Source organism: Candidatus Margulisiibacteriota bacterium (assembly GCA_031268855.1).
In the GTDB taxonomy this organism is placed as follows: Bacteria; Margulisbacteria; Termititenacia; order Termititenacales; family Termititenacaceae; genus Termititenax.
In genome coordinates, this window is record JAIRWS010000137.1 from 1 (window position 1) to 19,739 (window position 19,739).

The following is a 19,739-nucleotide window of genomic DNA, read 5'->3' on the forward strand; positions in this document are numbered from 1 at the left end:
ACGCGCGGCAAGACCGGACGCGTGATCGGCAATCTGCTGAATATCCTCACCGTGCTGAAAGGTTTGCCGCTGGCCTACAACCGCGATCTGCAGGAAGACAAACAGCCTTTGTTCGACACGGTGCGGACGGTTTCGGACTGCCTGCGGGTTTTGACCGGCCTGTGGCGGACACTCCAGTTTCGGCCAGACAAAATGGCGGCGGACGCGGCCAGAGGTTTTTCGACGGCGACGGATCTGGCGGATTATCTGGCGCGCCAGAATATGCCTTTCCGTGAAGCGCACGAAATCACCGGACGCCTTGTGCGTTATGCTCTGGAGCGGGACAGGACTTTGCCGGAATTAACGCTGGCCGAATATCAGACTTTTTCTAGCCGGATAAAACAGGATGTTTACAAATATATTTCGCTGGAAGGCTCGCTCCAGGCTCGCAATGTTTACGGAGGCACGGCTCCGGCGCAGGTAGCCGCGGCCTTGAAACGCGCTAAACGGAGACTTAAAAATGCGGTTTAGCAGCGCGCCGGTTTATAAAAAAGAATTTTCCGGTCAGGGAGTTTTTGTTTTTGCGGACAGCGCTAATCCGCGGCCCCAGGTTTTTCAGGGTAAACAGGAAGAGGTCTATGCCTATGACACCGCTGCCGGCCGGACTTTTTTAGTCGGTCTGGGCAAAAAAGCGGATTTTAGCGCGGACAAAACGCGGCTGGCGGCGTATCATCTGATTAAAGCCGCGGCTAAAGCCAAATTGACGCGGGTGGCCGCGGAATTGCCGCCCGTTTTTGATCTGGCGGCTTTTTTAGACGGCTGTTATTTGGCGAACTATCGATTTGCTGGCCGGCACAAAAAAACCAAAGAAAAAACTCCGGAGCAGATCGAAAAAGTTTATCTGCTTGGCCAGTATCCGTCCTTGAAGACCTTAATCCGCCGCCGGGAAATAATTTTTGCGGCGGTAGATCAGACTAAAGATCTGGTCAATCTGCCGGGCAATATCGTCACACCAGCTTATTTAGAAATGGTCGCTAAAAAGATAGCCGCAAAGTCAAAAGTTAAACTTTCTACTTTTAACTTAGCGCAGGCTAAACAGGCCGGGTTGACCGCCTTTGGCGCGGTGGCGCAGGGTGCGGACACGCCGGCTAAATTTATCGTTTTGCAGTATCTCAATGGCGGGCCAAAGCCTAAAATTGCCCTGGTCGGCAAAGGCGTTACTTTTGACAGCGGCGGTCTGTCTTTAAAACCCGCCGCCAATATGGGCGAGATGAAAACCGATATGGCTGGCGCGGCGGCTGTGCTGGCGGCTTTTGGCGTGCTGGTGGATTTGCGGGTTAAGCAGAATATTTTGTGTATTGTGCCCGCTACGGAAAATCTGCCGTCCGGACGCGCCTACAAGCCCGGTGATATTATTACCAGCGCGGATGGGCTGACCGTGGAGATCAACTCCACGGATGCGGAAGGCCGCCTGATCCTCTGCGACGCGCTCTGGTACGCGCAAAAACTGGGCGCCCAAAAGATCATTGATTACGCTACTTTGACCGGCGCCTGCCAGATCGCGCTGGGCGAGACGCGCGCCGGAGTGATGACTAATTCCCAAAATTTCCTCAATGACTATCTGGCCGCCGCGGAAAAGACTGGCGAAAAACACTGGCAGCTGCCTATGGATGCGGAGTATTTAGAACTGCTAAACTCCAAAACCGCGGACACCTTGAATAATTCCTCCGAACGGCTGGCCGGGACGATCAGCGCGGCCAAGTTTCTGGAAAGATTTATTCAAAAAGGCGTGGACTGGATCCACTGCGATATTGCCGGCACCGCTTTCTTAAAAAAACAGCAGCGTTATCTGGAGCCGCAGGCCACGGGCTTTGGCGTGCGCACGCTTGTTGAGCTGCTGGGACAGGAGGGCGGCCGGTGAACATTTTTTTAGCCCGGGTGTGGGCTTTGTTGCGGTCTATATTTTGGAATAAGCTTAATGACGCGGACATCGCTTTTTTGCGGGATTATTTAAACAAACAAGAGCAGATTTTGTTTTATTCTTTGCCGGCGTACGATCAGCGGCATTCGCTTGATGTGGCTTACACGGTGCGGGATTTGCTGGGCAAGCGCACCAAGATCGATCCCAATAAATTATACAAAGCCGCGCTGTTGCACGATGTGGGCAAGGCGCCGGCGCGTTTGCGGGTGCGCGACCGGGTTTGTCAGGCGCTGTTTTTTACGCTGCTGCCGCCGCTGGCCGATTATTTGGCCAATCGGGGCTCCGAGACGACAGGCTATTGGCGGCGGATCTTGTTTTTTTACAAATATCACCCGCGGCTGGGCGCGGCGTTGGTCAAGGGGATTTCCAGCAATGAGGTGCTTAATTTGATCGAGTGCCATCATGACGCTTATTGGCCCGGCGAGCCGAAAGAATTAACGATCCTGCGGGAAGCGGATAGTTTAAATTAACGCGTTCGGAATTATTCTCTTTAGCCGGATAAGCGTACCGGGCCCGCTGAATTAGGGGATAATTCCAAGTGTGTTTATTTCCGCGCGGAGTTTGGCTGCGGCCGCAGCCGGATCGGCGGCGTAAATAATTCCCCGTGAAGAATTGATTAAAAAACCAGAATTTTGTTTGTTCCGCGCGGCCTGTACTGTGCCGGCCAGCTCGCCGCCCTGCGCGCCGACACCGGGTATCAGTAGAAAAGCGGCGGGGATTATTTCACGGATGCCGCGGATTTCCTGCGGCTGCGTAGCGCCAACGACCGCGCCGCAATTGCCGTGCCGCTCCTGCCATTCCTGAATTTTAGCGGCGACTTTTTTGTATAAATCCGGCTTTTGAAAATCCTGCGCGCCTTGATTGCTGGTCAGGCAAAGCACGAAACTATATTTTTCCTGATATGCCAAAAAAGGCGCGATAGAGTCCTCGCCCATATAAGGCGCGAGTGTCACGGCGTCCGCATTGAGCTCCTCGAAGACCGCTTGGGCATAGGCGCGGGAAGTGTTGCCGATGTCGCCGCGTTTGGCGTCGAGAATGACCGGTATTTCCGCCGGAATATATTTAAGCGTGGCGGCTAGAGCTTTGAGTCCGGCCAGTCCGTACATTTCGTAAAAAGCTAGATTGGGCTTGTAACAGGCTGCCAGATCCCGCGTCGCGTCAATAATATATTTGTTGAATTCCAGAATTGGTTCGGCGGCGTGGCGGAATTTTTCCGGCAGTTTGGCACAGTCTGTATCCAGCCCCACACAGACAAAAGTTTTTTTCTCCTGAATACGCGTGTTTATTTTGGCTAAAAATTCATTCACGGCGGCATTATAGCATAGAAAAAATTTCTGAAATTTCTGCAGGCCGCTGACGATATCTATGAAATAATAAATTTAGGAGCAAAAGGTTATGCAAAAAATAAAAGCTTACACTCATCTGCCGTTTCGCACCACACTCTACACCCGTGAGATAGAGGTGTCGGCTTACGCTGAATTGCCCAATTGCGCGCTGGCGCTTTTTAATTACCAGGATTTGCCGGAGGATAAGCGCGGCAAGTTTTTCAATTTGCTGCGTTTGCTTTTTCCGTATCTATCGCGGCGCCTGCTTTTTACGCTGCTCAACAGTGAGAATACCTGTATCGATATTAGTTATGTCCGGCGCTCCAGCCGCAAGTACATAATTAAGGTTGCGCTGGAACGCGTGGCCAAACCGGTCAAGGCGCTTTGGGATTATCAAGCGCTGGAGCTGGCCGAGAGGGCGGAGGGTTAGCCGGATTTTATAAGCCTCGCAAGAGTTCACTCAAAGATAACCCCAGAGCTTCGGCGATTTTTTTCAGCGTCCTCAATCTGAGACTGTGAATGCCGTTTTCGATGCGGCTGACGGTGGCCGGCGTCAGGTCATTTTCATAACCAAACAGATTGACGGATTTCGGAATTTTTTCGCGCAATTCTCTTAAACGCTGGCCAAAACATTGGTCTATCTTCCGGTGTTGCGTAAACGTAATTGTAGGTGTCTATTATAAGCAGAGTGTTACGTATTCGTAATACGGGGTTAAAATAATTTTTGTCCGGTAATTCTTACGTAAGCCTCGCGGTATTTCTCGCTCGTTTTTTGCACAATGTCCGGCGGTAGAGCAGGGACTGGCGGCTCTTTGTTCCAGTGAATAGACTCCAGATAATCGCGCGCGAATTGTTTGTCAAAACTTTGCTGGGACTGCCCGGGCTGATACGTTTTGATATCCCAGAAACGCGAGGAGTCCGGCGTCAAAACTTCGTCAATTAAAATGAGTTCACCCTGCGCGTCCTGCCCGAACTCAAATTTGGTGTCAGCGATAATAATGCCCTTGGCCAGCGCATCCTGTGCCGCCAGCGTATACAAGGCCAAAGATTTTTGTTTGATCTGCGCGCCTAAATCCCGGCCGATCAGGTCATTCATTTTCGCCACGCTGATATTTTCGTCGTGTCCGGTCTCCGCTTTGGTCGACGGCGTGAAAAGCGGCTCCGGCAACCGGCTGCCCTGCCGCAGATTTTCCGGCAGTTCGTGTCCGCAGATCGCGCCGGTCTTTTGATAATCTTTCCAGCCGGAGCCTTCCAGATACCCGCGCACGATACACTCGATCGGCACGACCCGGGTTTTGCGCACGAGCATCGCGCGGCCGGACAATTCTTTTTGCTGAAATTCCGGCGGGAAATCCTTGAGCTCGGCGCTTAAAAAATGATTTTTAATTCGCGCGGCCGTCTGCTCAAACCAGTAACGGGAAATGCCGGTCAAGACCTGTCCTTTATAAGGAATGCCTTCGGCAAAAATATGATCGAAAGCGGAGAGCCGGTCGGTGGCCGCCAGCAGTAATTTATCACCCAGGTCATACAGCGCGCGGACTTTGCCCTGTTTAATAGGTTGAACTTTGAGATCGAACTGCGTTAGTGGCCGCATGCACAGGCATCTTACACCAGATCAGCCGAAACGCAAACTGGGAAAATCTGTGCTATAATGTAATAGAATTTTTAAGGAGGCTTTATGCGGGAGAGAGAATACGGCGGCGGGATTTTTTTAGAGGGCCTTTTGCTTGGCGCGGTGCTGGGCGGCGTGCTGGGTGTTCTGTTTGCCCCGCAGTCCGGCGAGAAAACCCGCCAGTGGCTCAAAGAAGTTAAGGCGGATAATCAGGATATTATCGACGATGGCGTGAAAAACGTGGAAAATCTAGTCACGTCGGCCAAACAAATCATCGACGATAAGATCCGCAAGATCGAGGAAAAATTAAATAAAAAAGACGACAAAAAAAATAAGTAGGAGTTTTTATGAGCGTGGCGGCAGTTTTAGCCCTGACAGCGCAGGTTTTGCTGAGCATTTTATTATTTGTCGCGGTCTTAATTGCCTGGCAGCTGTTCCGCATTTTGCATGACGCGGCGCAAATCTCGCGGCGCTTGGAGCTGCTGACCGATCTTTCCGGCTGGCTCAGGTTTTTCAGAAAAGTCAGCCAAAAATAAAATTCTTTATTCTTTTACCAGATAAATAAAAAACTCTTTGTTGCCGTTCATACCAGTGATGGCTGAGACTGTTTCGCCGAGGATTTTAAAACCGGCGGCCGCGGCATAGCCGCGGACTTTTTCCTGAACTTTGCTGTGCACCGCGGGGTCTTTGACTATGCCACCTTTGCCGACTTCGCCGCGCGCCGCTTCGAATTGCGGCTTGACCAGCGCGACAGTCCGCGCGCCGTTTTCCAGGACGGCAAAAAGCGGCGGCAAAATTTTCTCCAGCGAGATAAAGGATACGTCGACTGACGCGAGCCGCAGATCTAACCGCGGCGGCTGGGCTAATTCCCGCAGGCGTTCTCCGGTCATGTAACGAAAATTTATTTTCTCCAGGACGATCACCCGCGGATCGCTGCGGATTTTCCAGTCCAGCTGATTGTAGCCCACATCCAGCGCGATAACTGCCGCCGCGCCGCGCTGCAGCAGACAATCCGTGAAACCGCCGGTCGAGGCGCCAACATCCAGACAGCGCAGTCCCCGCGCGGAAACTCCAAAAGTGTCCAGCGCGCCGGCCAGTTTCAGTCCGCCGCGGCTGACGTAGGGGCTTGGGGCGCCGAGCAGACGAATGACCGCGGAGGCTTTGACCAGGGTTCCGGGCTTTTGGATTTTTTGTTCGTCGGTCAGCGCCGCGCCAGCGATGATCAAAGCCTGTGCTTTTTCCCGCGAGACGGCCAGCTTTTGGGCAACAAGCAGATCGAGGCGGATTTTTTCGGCCATGATTTAAAGAAAACGGATCGTTTTGCGCATTTTTTCGATGCGCCGCATGATCCGCGCGACGGCTTTTCGGGAGCCAAAACGGCTGAATTGCGCGATGAGCCAGTGCTGAAAATAGGGGATAATATAGATTTTTTTCTGATACAGAGCTTTGACCGCGCGGCGGGCGACTAATTCCGGCGCGACCAGTTTGTACAGCCAGCCCGGCACGGTGGGCTGGCCGTTCTGGAAAAAATTAGTGTCCGTGATACCCGGACAAAGCGCGGTGACGCCCACGTTATAGTCCTGCAATTCGATATGCATGGCTTCGGACAGCGCCAGAACAAAAGCCTTGGAAGCGCCGTACAGCGCGGCGTAGGGCAAGGGCTGAAAAGCCGCCGTGGAAGCGACGTTGAGAATATAGCCGCGCCGCCGTTTTTTCATGCCGCGGCCAAAAAGCATGCTCAACTGCAGGACGGCGTGCAGATTGACCTGAAACAAACGCTCGCATTCCGCCAGATCCTGATCGACCTGCGGACGCGCCTTTAGGCCAAAGCCGGAATTATTGACCAGCACGGAAACGGTCAATTTGTTTTTATGGCAATAGTTGTAGAGTTTTTGCGGCGCGGCGGGTCGGCTCAAATCGCTCGGCACAGGGATTACTTTGATCCGGTATTTGGCCTGCAGTTCTTTTTGCGCCGCGCGCATTTTCGGCAGGTTACGGCTGGCCATGATCAGATCCTGGCCGCGTTTGGCGAACTCGATGGCCAGCGCGCGGCCGATACCTGAAGTCGCGCCGGTGATGAGAGTGTATTCAGTCATGCGCGGATTTTAACATATTATAAATCGTCGCTCTGGTCAGGCCGAGTGATCTGGCCGCCTGACTGATATTGTGGTTAAAATATTTCAGACGCTCCGCAATGATCTCTTTTTCCAGAACTTTCAGTGTTTTTAGATCCGGCGCGGCGGTGTTTTCGCGCTCCCGTCCGCTGTGTCCAGCGTTGTCCTTGCGGCTTTCCGGCGCGGCCGAAACGCCCGGTAGTAAATTGCTGAATAACAGATCCGTATGCTCGATCGTTTGGCCCGCGCAAAGCAGATAGGCGCGCTTGACGACATTTTCCAGCTCGCGGATATTTCCCGGCCAGCTGTAATTAAGCATGCTGGCCCGGGCCGGCTCGCTAAAACCCTCGACCCGTTTTTTGCCGCGCGCCGTTTCCTCGCGCAAAAAATATTCCGCCAGCAGAATAATATCTTGCCCGCGCTCGCGCAGCGGCGGCACGGTGATCGGAAAAACCGCCAGCCGGTAATACAGGTCTTCGCGGAAATTATGCGCGGCGACTTCGTTGATGAGTTTGCGGTTGGTCGCGGAGATGACCCGCGCGTCGACATTGATAATATCATTAGAGCCGAGGCGCGAAATCTGTCCGGTCTGCAGGACGCGCAGCAGTTTGGCCTGCAGATCCAGCGGCAGTTCGCCGATCTCGTCCAAAAACAGCGTGCCCTGATGCGCCACTTCAAATTTACCCGGCTTGCTGCGCTCGGCGCCGGTGAACGCGCCTTTTTCGTAGCCAAAAAGTTCGGATTCGATGAGCGTATCGGGTAGCGCCGCGCAGTTGATGGCGACGAAAGGCTTGTCTTTGCGCGCGCTTTGATAATGAATGATGCGGGCGGCCAATTCTTTGCCGGTGCCGGACTCGCCTTCCAGCAGGACGGGGACAGAGCTGTCGATAACCGCTTTTAATTGTTGATACAGAGTGTACAGCGCCGGCGATTTGCCGATCACGCGCAATGGCATACTGTCCGGCGTTTCAAATCGATGAATTTCTTTTGGCATTGTAAATAAATTATACAGCATGTATTAATTTTTGACAATAGGTGTATAAAAATTAAACAGCTCCATGCGGGGAACGGTCATTGAGCAAGGTCGAAATGACCGGCATATTTTACTCAGCGCTTAGATTTTTGCCATAACTCTAAGAAAAATAACAGCGCAAAACAAACAGCTCAATAGCATGGCATAAAAATTGTTTATTAACCGGCGTCTGAGCTTAACGAATGCTAGCAAAATTAAGCAAAGGCGGATCCGCGAAACACGCGGAATATTTTATAGAAAGGAGATGGTATGTATGCTGCCAACATTATTTAGGAGAGGGGATTTTGGTGATCTGCTGGACAGGGTATTTGAAAGCCCGCTGGAGATCGAGCGCGGACGGGGCTTTTACCCGCGGGTCGACATTCATGAGGACGAGGACAATGTCTATGTCGAGGCGGACCTGGCCGGTCTTGACCAAAAGGACATCAAGATCGAGGTTGACGAGGACAATGTTTTGAAACTAGCCGGCGAACGCGAATACAAGAAAGAGGATGGGAATAAAAATTATCATCGCGTGGAGCGGCAGTATGGGCGTTTTGAGCGGAGCTTTGCGCTCGGTCAAAATGTCGAGGCGGACAAGACCAAAGCTGAATTTAAGAATGGCGAATTGAAATTGACCATTCCCAAAAAAGCCGAGAAAAAACCGCGCGCGATCGAGATCAAGTAGAACAAATTTGTGAGTTTTAGATGGTGAGTATATTTACTTACGTACGCGCGGCAAATATATCAAGGTGCGCGATGTGTTGCGCAATCTAAAAATAGTTCCGGTCGCCGAAAATGAGGCCCATACGGTCGTGACCGTCTATGACGTCCTGGAATATACCGTTGCCAATCTGCCGCCCCAGAAGCGTATGCGATGGTAAGTTGGGATTATAACCTATTAGGTATATACATACAGGCAATTTGTTAACAAGTTGTCTGTATTGTTATATCTTAGTATGCATTGTTTGGTACCAAGTAATATAAAAACTATTGACAGTAATATTGAATTCGTATAAAATGTGCAAATATGGTGCAGCCTATATCAAATGATAACTATACGAAGCAAAAGCTGGTCAGCAAAGCCTGCGAGATCTTTAGGAGCGGCGGCTACAGCAACGAGACTATTGACCATATTTGCGAAGCGGCCGGCATTTCTAAAAACACTTACTATTATTACTTCAAGTCCAAAGAAGATCTGCTCCTGGCCTGCATCGGTGAATTCGAAAGTATTTCCTCGCGCCGCCTGGCCGATATTTTTTTGTCCGGCGAAAATTATTTTGAACAGCTCTGGCTGATCCAGAAGCAGGTCTTCGATTTTATCCGCGGCGCCGGCATCGATTTTATCCGCGAATTGAAAGACGTACATTCCATTCACGATATTTTCTTTGTGAAAAAAGAATGGCAGGATGATTTTGAGCTGAAGCTCGCCATTATTCGCAAAGCGCAAGAGGCTGGCGAGGTGCGCAATCAAACTGAATCCCGGACGCTGGCCATAACTATCGGTATTACCTTTATGGGCATTTTTTCTGCCTGGATTTCGTCCGGACTGAGGTTTGATATAGAAAAATTTTTGCGTTCGTGTATGGAAAATATTATGGATCTGCGCCCGGACCTGCGGCAGGGAGAGGATTTGTTTGAACTGAGCTCTCCGCTGTTCAAAAAAAAGGAGACACAATGAGTTTTCTTGACTTTAAATGGCAAAAGGTATTGAATAGCGGCTCTTTTATGCGGGGGAAATACTTTTTATTGGCGGCATTTTTGGGGACAGCGGTGAGCGCGCAGACTTTGACGCTGGAAGAAAGCATTGCTTACGCGCTGCAGCACAGCCCGCAGCATAAGATCATTTACAAAGACCGCGAGATCGGCAAGTCTCAAGCACGGCAGGGCTATGCCGCGGTATTGCCGCAGCTGAGCTTGAGTTATTCTGACGCGGCGGTTAAAACTCCTCAGTCGGATGTAGCCCCGACGAACCCAGACCCGATGTTGCAAAATTTGCTGAGTATGTTTGGCGGAAGCGAAGATGAGACTAAAACCAAGTCAGAAGAATTTACCGGTCAGCAGCTTTTGTTTAGTTTTAGCGGACTGGCCGCGATCGGCGCGTCCTGGTCGTCCGGCAAACTGACCGATTATATTTACGCTGATGCCAGCGAACAATTCGTGCTGTCTGTGCGCCGGGCTTTTTTTGACCTGCAGGCGGCGAACGCCATGCGGAGTCTGGCCGCTGATCTGGCCGTGCTGACGGACACTTACGCGCGCAACGCCGAGCTGATGTTTGGGAGCGGCTTGACTTCGCGCAAAGAAATGCTGGATGTCCATATTCAAGCCTACGAAGCCCAAAAAAATCTGACCAACGCCGAGAAAGCGGCGGCGGCGGCGCGCTACAATTTTAATATCACGATCGGTCTGCCGGTCAGCGAAACCGTGCAGCTGGTTGCTTACAATGTGGAGGTCGCGGCAGACATTTTGACGAAAAATTTTGACGCCGCCGCCTTGACGGAAGAGGCCTATAGCCTGCGTCCCTCCTATCTGGCCGCGCAGGAAGCTGTGTGGCTCAATCAAGTCGATCATTTCAACGCCTGGAGCAGCTCTTTGCCAGCGGTCTATTATTCTTATAGCAAGAAAAAAACAACTTACGACCCCGAGTCCCTGATGACTTCGTCCGGTGAGACGGAAACCAACGCAATCAGCGTGAAGTGGAATTTTTTTGCCGGTGGCGCCAATTGGTTTAAGATCCACGAAAAAGCTAATAACAGCGACCGTCAGAAAGAACAATTGAAACTAGCGCGTAGCCGTTTGCTGGTGGAGATTCAGAATTCGTTCGACGAAGTGAAAGCGCAGGCGCAGAATATTTTAACCGTGCGCGCGCAGGACGCGCTGGCCGCTGAAGCTTTGGCCATTGCCAAAATTGATTTTGAGTCCGGCAACGGCACGGCGACGCAGCTCAATGACGCGATTGCCCGGCAGCAAAGCGCCGGAAATGATTTGATTCGCGCGCTGTATGATTATGAATATGCCCGCGCCAAATTAAATTACGCGGCCGGACAGCAGGTCTTATAGAAAAGTTATAAAGAATAAAAAAATAAGATAAAGAATAAAAGAAGGAGTTTTGTATGAAAAAAATTTTAGTTCCGATACTGGCGGCGCTGATATTGACCGGCTGCGGTGGCCCAAAAATCGCGCCGCCACCGCGCTTGACCAAAGTCGCGGCTCTGACCCTGACTCCCGCTCCGGCCGTTAACACACAGGAATATCCGGGGCTGCTGGCGCCGCTGTATAAAATGAACGTTAACACTAATACTGGCGGCATTGTGGAAGCGGTCTTTGTTGAGCTGGGGCAGGCCGTGAAAAAAGGACAGCCTCTGGCCAGGCTGGAGTCTGAAGTGTATACCGCCCAGCACGATCAGGCTAAAGCGGCTTACGATCTGGCCAAAACTTCTTTTGACCGGCAAAAAGCCCTGCACGCGGCGGAAGTGATCTCGCAGCAGGCTTTTGAAACGGCGGAGTCGCAGTTTAAGCAGGCGGAGGCCGCCTACAATGTGGCGAAAAAAAATCTGGAGGACTGCATTTTAACCGCGCCGCGCGACGGTGTGGTGTCTTTTATCAATTACGATGTAGGCGACAACGCTTCCCGCGGCTCGGCTTTCATTGTGGTTGCGGATTACAGCAAAGTTATTTTGCGGATCGGCGTGGTAGATCAGGATATTGCCAAGGTGCAGATCGGTCAAAGCGCGGCGGTATCTATCGACGATCTGAGCCGCGTTTATACCGGCAAAGTGCTCGGCGCGGGTTCGCTGGCTGACGACAAAACCGGCGCTTATCCGGTGCGTATCGAGATCGATAACCCGGCCGGACTGATCAAGCCCGGCATGTTTGGCCGCGCTAAATTAACGCTGGAATATTATGCCAGAGCCAAAGTTGTGCCGCTAGACACGCTGGTGCTGCGCGGCGAAAGCAAAGGGCTATATGAGATCGCCAGCGGCAATATTGTGCGTTTCACGCCGGTGACGGTCAATTTTGAGTTTGAGGATAAAGCCTATGTGCAGACACCGCTGGCTTTTGGCCGCCAGATCGTCGCCAAAGGCCAGGAGTTTGTGGTCGACGGTGAAGAAGTGGAAATCGTGACGGCAAACTATTAGAGAATAAATAAAGAATAAAAATTTTAAGGATAGCAAGATGAAAAAATTTATTGAGTTTTTTCTGCGTTACAGAAGTTTGGTTCTGCTGGCTTTTATCGGCATTGTGCTGTCCGGCTGGGGCGCCTATACCAGCATGCCGCGCGAAGCTTTCCCGCAGGTGGAGCTGCCCTATATTATAGTGTACACGCTATACCCTGGTGTAGCGCCGGAAGATATGGAAAATCTGGTTTCGCGTCCGCTGGAAAACCAGGTCAAAAGCATCAGCGGCATCAGGCATTTAAATTCTACTTCTGCGGAATCGTATTCCATGCTTTTTATTGAATTTGTGCCGGAAGTCAATGTGGAAGAGGCTCTGCAAAAAGTGCGCGACAAAGTTTCCGCGGCGCGCCCTGATCTGCCCGCCGATATCGAGACGCCGCAGGTGCAGGAGATTAGCTTTGATAATTTTCCGATCTTGACGATCTCTTTATTCGGCGATTACGGCCTCAACAGGCTGAAAAAGATCGCTGATGATTTTCAGTCGGAGTTTGAAAGCGTCAGCGGTGTGTCCGGTGTCACGGTCATCGGCGGTTACACGCGGGAGATCCAGGTGGTGGTCGATCCGGCGCGGTTGAAAGCTTATAATTTTTCTTACGATCAGTTTTCCGCGGCGGTCAAAGCGGCCAATGTCAATATTCCGGGTGGCACGCTGGATATCGGCGCGCGCTCCTATTTGCTGCGCATACCGAATGAATTTACCTCAGTCGAGGATATCCGTAGCACAGTTTTGGGCGTTTTTCACGGCGAGACAGTTTTGCTCAAAGATGTGGCCGATGTGCGTGATACCAATAAGAAACAAACTTCACTGTCCCGCACCGACCAAAAAGACAGTGTGACGCTGACTGTCCAAAAACGTTCCGGCGGCAACATTATCGAAATCACTAACGATATCAAAAAAGTAATCGAGCGAGCCCAGCCCGCGCTGCCCAAAGGCACGCAGATCGAATACATCATGGATATGTCCAAACAGATCGATTCGCAGGTGGATAATATGGAAAACACACTGCTGCTCAGCCTGCTGCTGGTTATCGGCGTGCTGTATTTTTTTATGGGTTTCCGCAACGCGGCGATCGTGGCAACGGTTATTCCGCTGTCGATGCTGATTACTTTTATTGTCATTCAAGCGCTGGGCTTCACGCTCAACTTTATCGTGCTGGTCAGTTTGACTATTCTGCTCGGTATGCTGGTCGACAACGCGGTGGTCGTGGTCGAAAATATTTACCGGCTGCTTAATGCCGGCAAAGACCGCTGGACGGCCACGGTGGAGGGCGCGGCGGAAGTGCTCGTGCCGGTGCTGACTTCCACGCTCACGACGGTCTTCGCTTTTCTGCCGCTGGCTTTTTGGTCCGGCATGATCGGGCAGGTGCTGCGCTATCTGCCGATAACTATCTCGGTCGGATTATTGGCGTCCTTTGCTGTGGCGGTGGTCTTTAATCCGGTCATCAGCCAGGCTTTTTTGCACAGTCATACTAAAGCCGATGAACACGGCCGTCCGAGTCTGCCGCAGCGGGTGGACAATTGGCTGGATAATTTCAAAGATAAATATTATGAACGCTGGCTGCGCTGGGCGATCGATAATTACCGCAAGGTTCTCGTTCCGGCCGCAGCGGCTTTTTTAGTCAGTCTGTTTTTGCTGGCCGGTATGCCCAAGGAGTTTTTTCCCTCGACTGACCCTGAGGAATTTACGATCGATATCAAAATGCCTTCTGGCACGCGCCTGGAAACCACCGACGCGCTGGTGCGCCAGATCGAGATTATCCTGCTGGAAGAAGAAAATCTGCGCGATATCAGCCGTTTTGTTTCCAATGTCGGCAATACCGGCGCGGGTTTCAGCGGTAGCAATAGTGATGATGCGACGGTGGCGCGCCTCTCCGTGATCTTTAAAGAACGCCGGCTGCTTTCCGAGCCGCCTTTAAAGATCGTGGACAGGATCCGCGCGCAGGCGACCCGTTTCCCCGGCGCGGAAATTGTCGTTTCCGCTGAACAAATGGGACCCAATGCCGGCGATCCTATCTCGATAGTTGTGGCTGGCGCGGATTTTGACATGCTGAACAGTATCAGCGATGAGGTCAAAGCGATCATGCATCGCACGCCGGGCGTGGTGAATATTCAGACCAATCTTTCCACCGGCCGTCCGGAAATACAGGTACTGATCGACCGTACCAAAGCCGCGCTGTACGGTTTTTCACCAGCGCAGGTGGCTCTGGAAGTGCGCACTGCTTTTTACGGCACAACCGCCGCTAAATACCGCGAAGGTGATGACGAGTATGACATAATCGTGAAACTCGATGACGCGGAAAAGCTTTCCACGCAGACCTTGCGCAATCTGACCCTATTGTCGCGCAGCGGAGAACATGTGCCGCTGACCAAACTGGCGACAATTAAAATGACTGCCGGACTGGAGTCGGTGCGGCGCGAGGATTACAGCCGTGTGCTCAAAGTAACCGCGGCCACGGAGTCCGGCGTGCTGCCTTCTGTAGCCATGCAAAACATTCAAAAAGAGATCGCTCAGCTGCAAATGCCGGCTGGCTATGTTGTGCGCTACACTGGTGAGAATGAGGAGATGCAGGAAAGTTTCAACTTCTTAGGCGCGGCCTTGCGCACGGCTTTGCTGCTGGTGTTGATCGTTTTGGTCGCGCAATTCAACAGCTTTTACGTGCCGGTGATTATTTTATCAACTGTCGCGCTCTCGACTATCGGCATGGTTTTCGGCCTCAAAATAACCAATCAGCCTTTTGGTATGCTGGCTTTTATCGGGTTGATCTCGCTGGCCGGCATTGTCGTTAATAACGGAATTTTACTGCTGGATTTTGTGCAATTGCAGGAAAAACAGGACACTGGCGGAAACGCCGACGAACAGCGCAAACAAACGCTGATCGAAGCCTGTAAGATCCGTCTGCGGCCGGTGCTGTTAACGTCCATTACGACCGCGCTGGGGTTGATGCCGCTGCTTTTTGGCATTGGCGTCAATTTCAAAAAACTGCGCATTGATTTTTCTGACCCGGGCGCGATGATGTTCCGGCCGATGGCCTCGGTGATCTTTTTTGGCCTGATGATTTCGACCGTGCTGACGCTGATCGTCGTGCCGGTGATGTATTACGTCTGGGACGGCTGGCGCGAAAAACGCCGCCAGAAAAAACAAGTGTTGCAAGGATTGAAACCTGAATAAGGATGCTGTTTTATGTGGCGATATTTAACGTTGTTATTAACCGTTTGCGCGTGCTGTTTGGCGCTGTCCGGAGAGATAAGCGATTTTGTGCTGGTCAATTATGACGACCTGATCGCCGATAGCTATGAGGCCATCAGCCCCTATATCGATTGGCTGTCCGGCTTATTGAGCGCGGAAACCGGTGTGGAGCCGGAGGTGTTTTCCGCCGAGCTTTACCAGCCGGAGTTTGCCGCAGAGGCTTTGCCAGAAAATTACCTGCGCAAGCTGGAGGAAAAAGCTGGCGCGCTCAGCCCCAACGCCGCAGCGCTTTAAGCGATGTCAAGAAAAATATTTGTGCTGCTGTTTGTTGTTCGGCTGGCTGCGGCGGAATACTGGCAGAGTGCGGAATGGCTGGATTTGCTCTACTATGAGTCGTCCGGCGGCGGCTACCAAAGCCTCGCGCTGGCTCCGGAGTTTTTTGTTACGGCGCGCGGCGCCTCGGACCCCGAGCTGGAGTACAGGGAGTCGCTGGCTCTCGTCCGGCAAAATGACCTGGATTTCAAACTCCGTTTCCCGCTACGCTACAAATACCTGGCCAGACAGGATGGCCTGCCGTATGAGCCGGCGGTAATTGTAAGCAGCCCTTATAAAAAAGCCTATCTCGCTTATCCCAACCGCTATATCCGCAACCCGATCTCGATATTCGGACATCTGTTTCTGCTGCTGGATCAGGAATGGGGATTGCCAGATGGACAGCTGGTCCATATCCTGGCTGATTCGGGCGACGAGCCGGAAGATCTGCTCTTTTACTACAAAGGTCTGACCGGAAAATACATCGCTCGATTTTGGCAGGAGCCGTATTACCGGCGGAGCAAGCAGGACAGTTATCTGGAAAGCCGGGATGTGTTGTTTTATGATCTGGGACTTTCTGCCGAACAGCTGGAAAATCTACATCTGCATTTTAAGGAAGTGCAGAACGCCGGTTTTTACTATTACTATATCGATGCCAACTGTGCTTTGTTTATCGGCAGATTTCTCAACGTGGTCGTCGGCCGCACGGTTGTAACCAAACAATTCTATCTGCTGCCGGCGCAGGTCTTTAATGCTTACCAGCGGCTTGACCCGGAGCGGCCGGTGATCTTGCGGGCCTCGCTGGTCAAGGAATTTAACCGGCGTTATCAGCTGCTCTCCGCGGCACAAAAAAGAACCGTGCGCGCTCTTTTGCGCGCGGAAACTTTTAGCACAGACCGCGAGGCGCTGGAAACTTTTTTGCTCATCTCGAATTATGTGCAGAATAATCAACCGCAATACGCCGGCATTATCAGACGCAACCGCATTACGGCTTACCAAACCCTGCTGGAAATTTACCCGCAGAAGCCGCAGGCACGGCCGGACGCGCAGCTCATTCCGGATTTTGTGCCGGTAAACAACCGCTCCTGGCAGGCCGGTTGGGCTGACGGCTATGCCAGTCTGGCTTTTGCGCCGGTTGCTTTCACGGAATACGAACAGCTTGCCGATCTGGAAATAGTGAACCTGCGCCTGGCGGCTGTCGGCCTGCGGGTTGGCGCGCCGGACTGGCGGCTCAAATTTACGCCAGTGTCTCTGGAAAATATTACACAGGCCAACGCTGTGCTGCCGGTTTTGTCCTATGCGCTCAAGAGTTCTTTTACTTATGATGCGCAGCGAGGGCAGTGGGGCGGCGCTCAGGAACTGTACGCTGGTTACGCCTTCAATCTATACGGCCGCGCGCTGGTCTATGCTTTAGGCGGCGGCGATCTTACCAACTACGCGGATTTTGGCGCGGCTGATTTGCGTCCGCTGGCCTTGCTCTCCGGCGTGAAACTTGGGCTTAAACAGCCGCTGATGGAAAACCTCGACTTGCGCCTTGTTTACGAGCATAAGTACCAGCTGGACAGACAGAGCGTGGAGCTGTTATACAAGACCGGGAATATTGTTGGCAAACTGGGCTACGCGCAGACTGCGGAGAACACGGAATATAGTTTGGGTCTGGAGGCGCTGTATTAGCGCAGCGACGCCCGTGCTGGACGCGGCCAGTAATCAGTGTGGACGCAATCTCAAAGAGTTGAAAGAGGAAAGATAGATTTTCTTAATGGAGCGGGCTACACTCGCGCTGCGCGCTCGTGGCGAGTAACTGTCGTTTCTACAGGAATGATTTTTGACTAGTTGAGTTGATTTTTATAAGAACGAGGTGTTCTGCGGGCACACGTCGGCCTGCGGCCTTGTGGGTCTTACTTCACGTCGCTGCGCTTGCGACCGCCTCGAACTTAGCAAGTGCGTAGCACGAAGTTAAGTAAGAGCAACAAGCAAAGCGACGTTACAGCGGCCATCCGTGGCTTTGTTAGCCACGGAAACTTCTGCGGCGGCTTGAGGCCGCTCGCAGTCGCAAGCCGCGGAGGAAGTGCCCACACTCAACCAGAGTGTGGGCTGAAGTTCGACGCGAACCGACGACCAACGGCGCTGGACTAAATACACAGATAATTTTTTCCTCGTAAAAGAAATTTTAAGAAATTGGAGTATATTTAAACATTAACCAGCGGCTGACAGCGGCGGTCTAGGTACACGGATAATTTTTTGTTGGACAGAAAATAATTTAAAAACTGGAGCGGGCTATCGGCACACGTCGGCCTGCGGCCTTGTGGGTCTTACTTCACGTCGCTCACTGCGTTCGCTTGTGAAGTTCGACGCGAACCTCGGTTCTCGCCCGATAATTACTGCGCTTTTTTAAGTAAAGAAATTTTAACCTAAAGTATATTTTCTTAATGGAGCGGGCTATCGGGCTCGAACCGACGACCTCGACCTTGGCAAGGTCGCGCTCTACCAACTGAGCTAAGCCCGCGAAAACAAATTATATCAATTGATGCTCGCTAACACAACGCGCTCTACCAACTGACCCGAACTTAACAAGCGCGTAGCGCGAAGTTAAGTGAGGGCAACAAGCGCAGCGCCGTTAGCTAAGCCCGCAAAAATGAGCCGAAATTATAGCAAGATTATTTGACTCTTTCAACGTACTCATGCGTGCGCGTATCGATCTTGACCTTGTCGCCGATATTGCAAAAGCTCGGCACACCGATTTCCAGACCAGAGTTTTCCATTTTGGCTTTTTTCATTACTTTGCCGGAAGTGTCGCCGCGCACGACATTTTCGGTGTAGCTGATCTCCATCTCGACAAAAGTCGGAAACACGACGGACACCGCGCGCCCTTCGTGAAAAAAAATATCCAATTCCATATTTTCTTTGAGAAAACCCAGATTGTCGCCGAGCAGCTCAGAATTTATCTCGACCTGGTCAAAAGTGTTTTTGTCAATGAAAACATACATGCCGCCATCCTGATAGGAGTACTGCACCTGCTTGCGTTCCAGGATCACGTCGTCAAATTTATCCTGCGAGCGCGGCTGGATCATCGAAATATTGCCGGTGTCCAGATTTTCGATTTTCATATCGACGACTATGCCGCCGCGGTCGCCGATCTTATGCGGATACCAGGAACGCACGACATACAGCGCGCCGTCCTTTTTAATAATTTGTCCGGGTTTGCAGTCAATGGCTTCTTTCATGTTTAGCTCCTCGCAACTTGTATAGCGACTTGAAATTCTCGGTGAAAACGGCGGGATTGTCAATCGGTTTACAGCACGCCGGCCTTGACCAGAGTACGGCGCATGGTGTCGTTTACTTTTGTTGACCAGCCGTGTCCGAAATAGGATTTCAAGCCAGAAAGAACATCCTGATCAAAACGCATGTCCACGCGTTTTTTTGGAGATTCTTTTTTGGGCCGTCCGCGCCGCACAAAACGAATACGGCCGCTTTCTAGATCCTCGTCAGTGGGAATCTCACTTTCATCTATTGACAGGGATTTGGCCTTTCTGAGCATGGCTTTTATTTTAATGGGCGTCCATTTCCCGTCTATTTCTTTCGCGGTCATTCTAATTATGGTCATAATATTTACTCCTTTCTTTGTCGTGTGTGTAACGAAGCGAGATAATTCTATACATATACAATTGTACACACATAAAAAAATATGTCAAGCTATTATTATACCAGCAGCTCCGTGGCGCGCACTTTAAGTCCTTTGGCCAGGTCGTAGAGCGTGGAAACAGTCAGATTTTTGTGGCCGTTTTCGATATTGCTGACGCTGACAAAATGTAACCCTGAAGCGTTAGCTAATTGGTAAATACTTAATTTCTTTTTTTGTCTGATTAAACGAATTTTTTGTCCAACAGCTTTAATTGTCGGCCAATTTGGTTTATAGGGGACTTCTGGTTTAGCCATTGACAAAGCATAACCTATCGGTTAGTATATATTATATAACTTATCGATTAACAGTCGATAGGTTAATTAAAAATAGGGGGAGATTTATTATGACTGTAGCAAC

The 19,739-nt window shown here is 51.4% G+C and carries 22 protein-coding genes and 1 tRNA gene; 13 read left to right on the top strand and 10 right to left on the bottom strand.

The window, feature by feature from the left end; genetic code table 11:
• The 3 genes from LBJ25_07980 to LBJ25_07990 form a co-directional block, all read left to right on the top strand.
• Positions 1-510, top strand: a 510-nt coding sequence (locus tag LBJ25_07980; GenBank protein MDR1453892.1) for an argininosuccinate lyase, incomplete at its 5' end; no start/stop codon positions are given.
• Entirely contained in the window at positions 500-1,900 is a 1,401-nt protein-coding gene (locus tag LBJ25_07985; protein MDR1453893.1) for a leucyl aminopeptidase, read from the top strand. The genes LBJ25_07980 and LBJ25_07985, both read left to right, overlap by 11 nt.
• A complete protein-coding gene (locus LBJ25_07990; protein MDR1453894.1) occupies positions 1,897-2,430 on the top strand; it encodes an HD domain-containing protein in 534 nt (177 codons plus the stop codon). Before LBJ25_07985 ends, LBJ25_07990 begins: the two co-directional genes overlap by 4 nt.
• A 51-nt stretch (positions 2,431-2,481) precedes the next feature.
• On the opposite strand, the gene pyrF is transcribed toward LBJ25_07990, so the two are convergent.
• Positions 2,482-3,267 (bottom strand): orotidine-5'-phosphate decarboxylase, encoded by a 786-nt coding sequence (pyrF, locus tag LBJ25_07995; protein ID MDR1453895.1) that lies wholly within the window; start codon positions 3,265-3,267, stop codon positions 2,482-2,484.
• A gap of 88 nt (positions 3,268-3,355) precedes the next feature.
• On the opposite strand from pyrF, the gene LBJ25_08000 reads away from it, so the two are divergent.
• Positions 3,356-3,715, top strand: coding sequence for a hypothetical protein (locus LBJ25_08000; protein MDR1453896.1), 360 nt, complete (start codon positions 3,356-3,358; stop codon positions 3,713-3,715).
• A 7-nt stretch (positions 3,716-3,722) separates the two neighbouring features.
• On the opposite strand, the gene LBJ25_08005 is transcribed toward LBJ25_08000, so the two are convergent.
• Both LBJ25_08005 and LBJ25_08010 read right to left on the bottom strand, forming a co-directional pair.
• The gene (locus LBJ25_08005) at positions 3,723-3,926 is read right to left on the bottom strand and encodes a helix-turn-helix domain-containing protein (protein MDR1453897.1); all 204 of its coding nucleotides are present in this window, start codon (positions 3,924-3,926) and stop codon (positions 3,723-3,725) included.
• Positions 3,927-3,997: 71 nt separating this feature from the next.
• Entirely contained in the window at positions 3,998-4,879 is an 882-nt protein-coding gene (locus LBJ25_08010) for a phosphoribosylaminoimidazolesuccinocarboxamide synthase (GenBank protein MDR1453898.1), read from the bottom strand.
• Between the two features lie 84 nt (positions 4,880-4,963).
• Here LBJ25_08010 and LBJ25_08015 point away from each other — a divergent pair, with 84 nt between their 5' ends.
• Together LBJ25_08015 and LBJ25_08020 are read left to right on the top strand one after the other, a co-directional pair.
• Positions 4,964-5,236, top strand: coding sequence for a YtxH domain-containing protein (locus tag LBJ25_08015; GenBank protein MDR1453899.1), 273 nt, complete (start codon positions 4,964-4,966; stop codon positions 5,234-5,236).
• A gap of 8 nt (positions 5,237-5,244) precedes the next feature.
• Entirely contained in the window at positions 5,245-5,433 is a 189-nt protein-coding gene (locus LBJ25_08020) for a hypothetical protein (GenBank protein MDR1453900.1), read from the top strand.
• A 6-nt stretch (positions 5,434-5,439) separates the two neighbouring features.
• Here LBJ25_08020 and LBJ25_08025 read toward each other — a convergent pair whose 3' ends face one another.
• Genes LBJ25_08025 through LBJ25_08035 form a run of 3 tightly spaced genes read right to left on the bottom strand, consistent with a single transcriptional unit; the run spans position 5,440 to position 8,005 of the window.
• Positions 5,440-6,195: a TlyA family RNA methyltransferase gene (locus LBJ25_08025; GenBank protein MDR1453901.1), complete on the bottom strand. Its 756-nt coding sequence runs from the start codon at positions 6,193-6,195 to the stop codon at positions 5,440-5,442.
• A gap of 3 nt (positions 6,196-6,198) precedes the next feature.
• Entirely contained in the window at positions 6,199-6,993 is a 795-nt protein-coding gene (locus tag LBJ25_08030; protein MDR1453902.1) for an SDR family oxidoreductase, read from the bottom strand.
• Positions 6,986-8,005 (bottom strand): sigma-54 dependent transcriptional regulator, encoded by a 1,020-nt coding sequence (locus LBJ25_08035; protein ID MDR1453903.1) that lies wholly within the window; start codon positions 8,003-8,005, stop codon positions 6,986-6,988. Before LBJ25_08035 ends, LBJ25_08030 begins: the two co-directional genes overlap by 8 nt.
• Positions 8,006-8,297: 292 nt before the next feature.
• Between LBJ25_08035 and LBJ25_08040 the strand changes: the two genes are divergently transcribed.
• The 7 genes from LBJ25_08040 (at position 8,298) to LBJ25_08070 (ending at position 17,374) form a co-directional block, all read left to right on the top strand.
• Positions 8,298-8,711, top strand: a complete 414-nt coding sequence (locus LBJ25_08040; protein MDR1453904.1) for an Hsp20/alpha crystallin family protein — start codon at positions 8,298-8,300, stop codon at positions 8,709-8,711.
• 342 nt (positions 8,712-9,053) lie between these two features.
• Entirely contained in the window at positions 9,054-9,704 is a 651-nt protein-coding gene (locus LBJ25_08045) for a TetR/AcrR family transcriptional regulator (protein MDR1453905.1), read from the top strand.
• The gene (locus LBJ25_08050; protein MDR1453906.1) at positions 9,701-11,083 is read left to right on the top strand and encodes a TolC family protein; all 1,383 of its coding nucleotides are present in this window, start codon (positions 9,701-9,703) and stop codon (positions 11,081-11,083) included. The genes LBJ25_08045 and LBJ25_08050 overlap by 4 nt, the downstream gene beginning before the upstream one ends.
• A gap of 53 nt (positions 11,084-11,136) precedes the next feature.
• Positions 11,137-12,162 carry an efflux RND transporter periplasmic adaptor subunit gene (locus LBJ25_08055; GenBank protein ID MDR1453907.1) on the top strand — a complete coding sequence of 342 codons (1,026 nt, stop codon included), beginning with the start codon at positions 11,137-11,139 and terminating at the stop codon, positions 12,160-12,162.
• Between the two features lie 37 nt (positions 12,163-12,199).
• A complete protein-coding gene (locus LBJ25_08060; GenBank protein ID MDR1453908.1) occupies positions 12,200-15,370 on the top strand; it encodes an efflux RND transporter permease subunit in 3,171 nt (1,056 codons plus the stop codon).
• A gap of 12 nt (positions 15,371-15,382) precedes the next feature.
• Positions 15,383-15,682 (top strand): hypothetical protein, encoded by a 300-nt coding sequence (locus LBJ25_08065; protein MDR1453909.1) that lies wholly within the window; start codon positions 15,383-15,385, stop codon positions 15,680-15,682.
• Positions 15,683-15,685: 3 nt separating this feature from the next.
• On the top strand, positions 15,686-17,374 hold the full coding sequence (locus LBJ25_08070) for a DUF4105 domain-containing protein (GenBank protein MDR1453910.1): 1,689 nt from the start codon (positions 15,686-15,688) through the stop codon (positions 17,372-17,374).
• 756 nt (positions 17,375-18,130) lie between these two features.
• On the opposite strand, the gene LBJ25_08075 is transcribed toward LBJ25_08070, so the two are convergent.
• The 4 genes from LBJ25_08075 to LBJ25_08090 form a co-directional block, all read right to left on the bottom strand.
• A tRNA-Gly gene (locus LBJ25_08075) sits at positions 18,131-18,206 on the bottom strand.
• Between the two features lie 151 nt (positions 18,207-18,357).
• On the bottom strand, positions 18,358-18,924 hold the full coding sequence (gene efp / locus LBJ25_08080; protein MDR1453911.1) for an elongation factor P: 567 nt from the start codon (positions 18,922-18,924) through the stop codon (positions 18,358-18,360).
• A 68-nt stretch (positions 18,925-18,992) separates the two neighbouring features.
• Complete coding sequence (locus LBJ25_08085) at positions 18,993-19,304, bottom strand: BrnA antitoxin family protein (GenBank protein MDR1453912.1); 312 nt, start codon at positions 19,302-19,304, stop codon at positions 18,993-18,995.
• Between the two features lie 95 nt (positions 19,305-19,399).
• The gene (locus LBJ25_08090; protein MDR1453913.1) at positions 19,400-19,636 is read right to left on the bottom strand and encodes a helix-turn-helix domain-containing protein; all 237 of its coding nucleotides are present in this window, start codon (positions 19,634-19,636) and stop codon (positions 19,400-19,402) included.
• Between the last annotated feature and the right edge of the window lie 103 nt (positions 19,637-19,739).

Coding starts and splice junctions, on each gene's coding strand:
- LBJ25_08030 (MDR1453902.1), bottom strand. CDS start 6,993: ATGACTGAATACACTCTCATCACCGGCGCGACTTCAGGTATCGGCCGC.
- efp (MDR1453911.1), bottom strand. CDS start 18,924: ATGAAAGAAGCCATTGACTGCAAACCCGGACAAATTATTAAAAAGGAC.
- LBJ25_08040 (MDR1453904.1), top strand. CDS start 8,298: ATGCTGCCAACATTATTTAGGAGAGGGGATTTTGGTGATCTGCTGGAC.
- LBJ25_08035 (MDR1453903.1), bottom strand. CDS start 8,005: ATGCCAAAAGAAATTCATCGATTTGAAACGCCGGACAGTATGCCATTG.
- LBJ25_08045 (MDR1453905.1), top strand. CDS start 9,054: ATGGTGCAGCCTATATCAAATGATAACTATACGAAGCAAAAGCTGGTC.
- LBJ25_08055 (MDR1453907.1), top strand. CDS start 11,137: ATGAAAAAAATTTTAGTTCCGATACTGGCGGCGCTGATATTGACCGGC.
- LBJ25_08060 (MDR1453908.1), top strand. CDS start 12,200: ATGAAAAAATTTATTGAGTTTTTTCTGCGTTACAGAAGTTTGGTTCTG.
- LBJ25_07985 (MDR1453893.1), top strand. CDS start 500: ATGCGGTTTAGCAGCGCGCCGGTTTATAAAAAAGAATTTTCCGGTCAG.
- LBJ25_08010 (MDR1453898.1), bottom strand. CDS start 4,879: ATGCGGCCACTAACGCAGTTCGATCTCAAAGTTCAACCTATTAAACAG.
- LBJ25_08085 (MDR1453912.1), bottom strand. CDS start 19,304: ATGACCATAATTAGAATGACCGCGAAAGAAATAGACGGGAAATGGACG.
- LBJ25_08090 (MDR1453913.1), bottom strand. CDS start 19,636: ATGGCTAAACCAGAAGTCCCCTATAAACCAAATTGGCCGACAATTAAA.
- LBJ25_08050 (MDR1453906.1), top strand. CDS start 9,701: ATGAGTTTTCTTGACTTTAAATGGCAAAAGGTATTGAATAGCGGCTCT.
- LBJ25_08020 (MDR1453900.1), top strand. CDS start 5,245: ATGAGCGTGGCGGCAGTTTTAGCCCTGACAGCGCAGGTTTTGCTGAGC.
- LBJ25_08070 (MDR1453910.1), top strand. CDS start 15,686: ATGTCAAGAAAAATATTTGTGCTGCTGTTTGTTGTTCGGCTGGCTGCG.
- LBJ25_08025 (MDR1453901.1), bottom strand. CDS start 6,195: ATGGCCGAAAAAATCCGCCTCGATCTGCTTGTTGCCCAAAAGCTGGCC.
- LBJ25_08015 (MDR1453899.1), top strand. CDS start 4,964: ATGCGGGAGAGAGAATACGGCGGCGGGATTTTTTTAGAGGGCCTTTTG.
- LBJ25_08000 (MDR1453896.1), top strand. CDS start 3,356: ATGCAAAAAATAAAAGCTTACACTCATCTGCCGTTTCGCACCACACTC.
- LBJ25_08065 (MDR1453909.1), top strand. CDS start 15,383: ATGTGGCGATATTTAACGTTGTTATTAACCGTTTGCGCGTGCTGTTTG.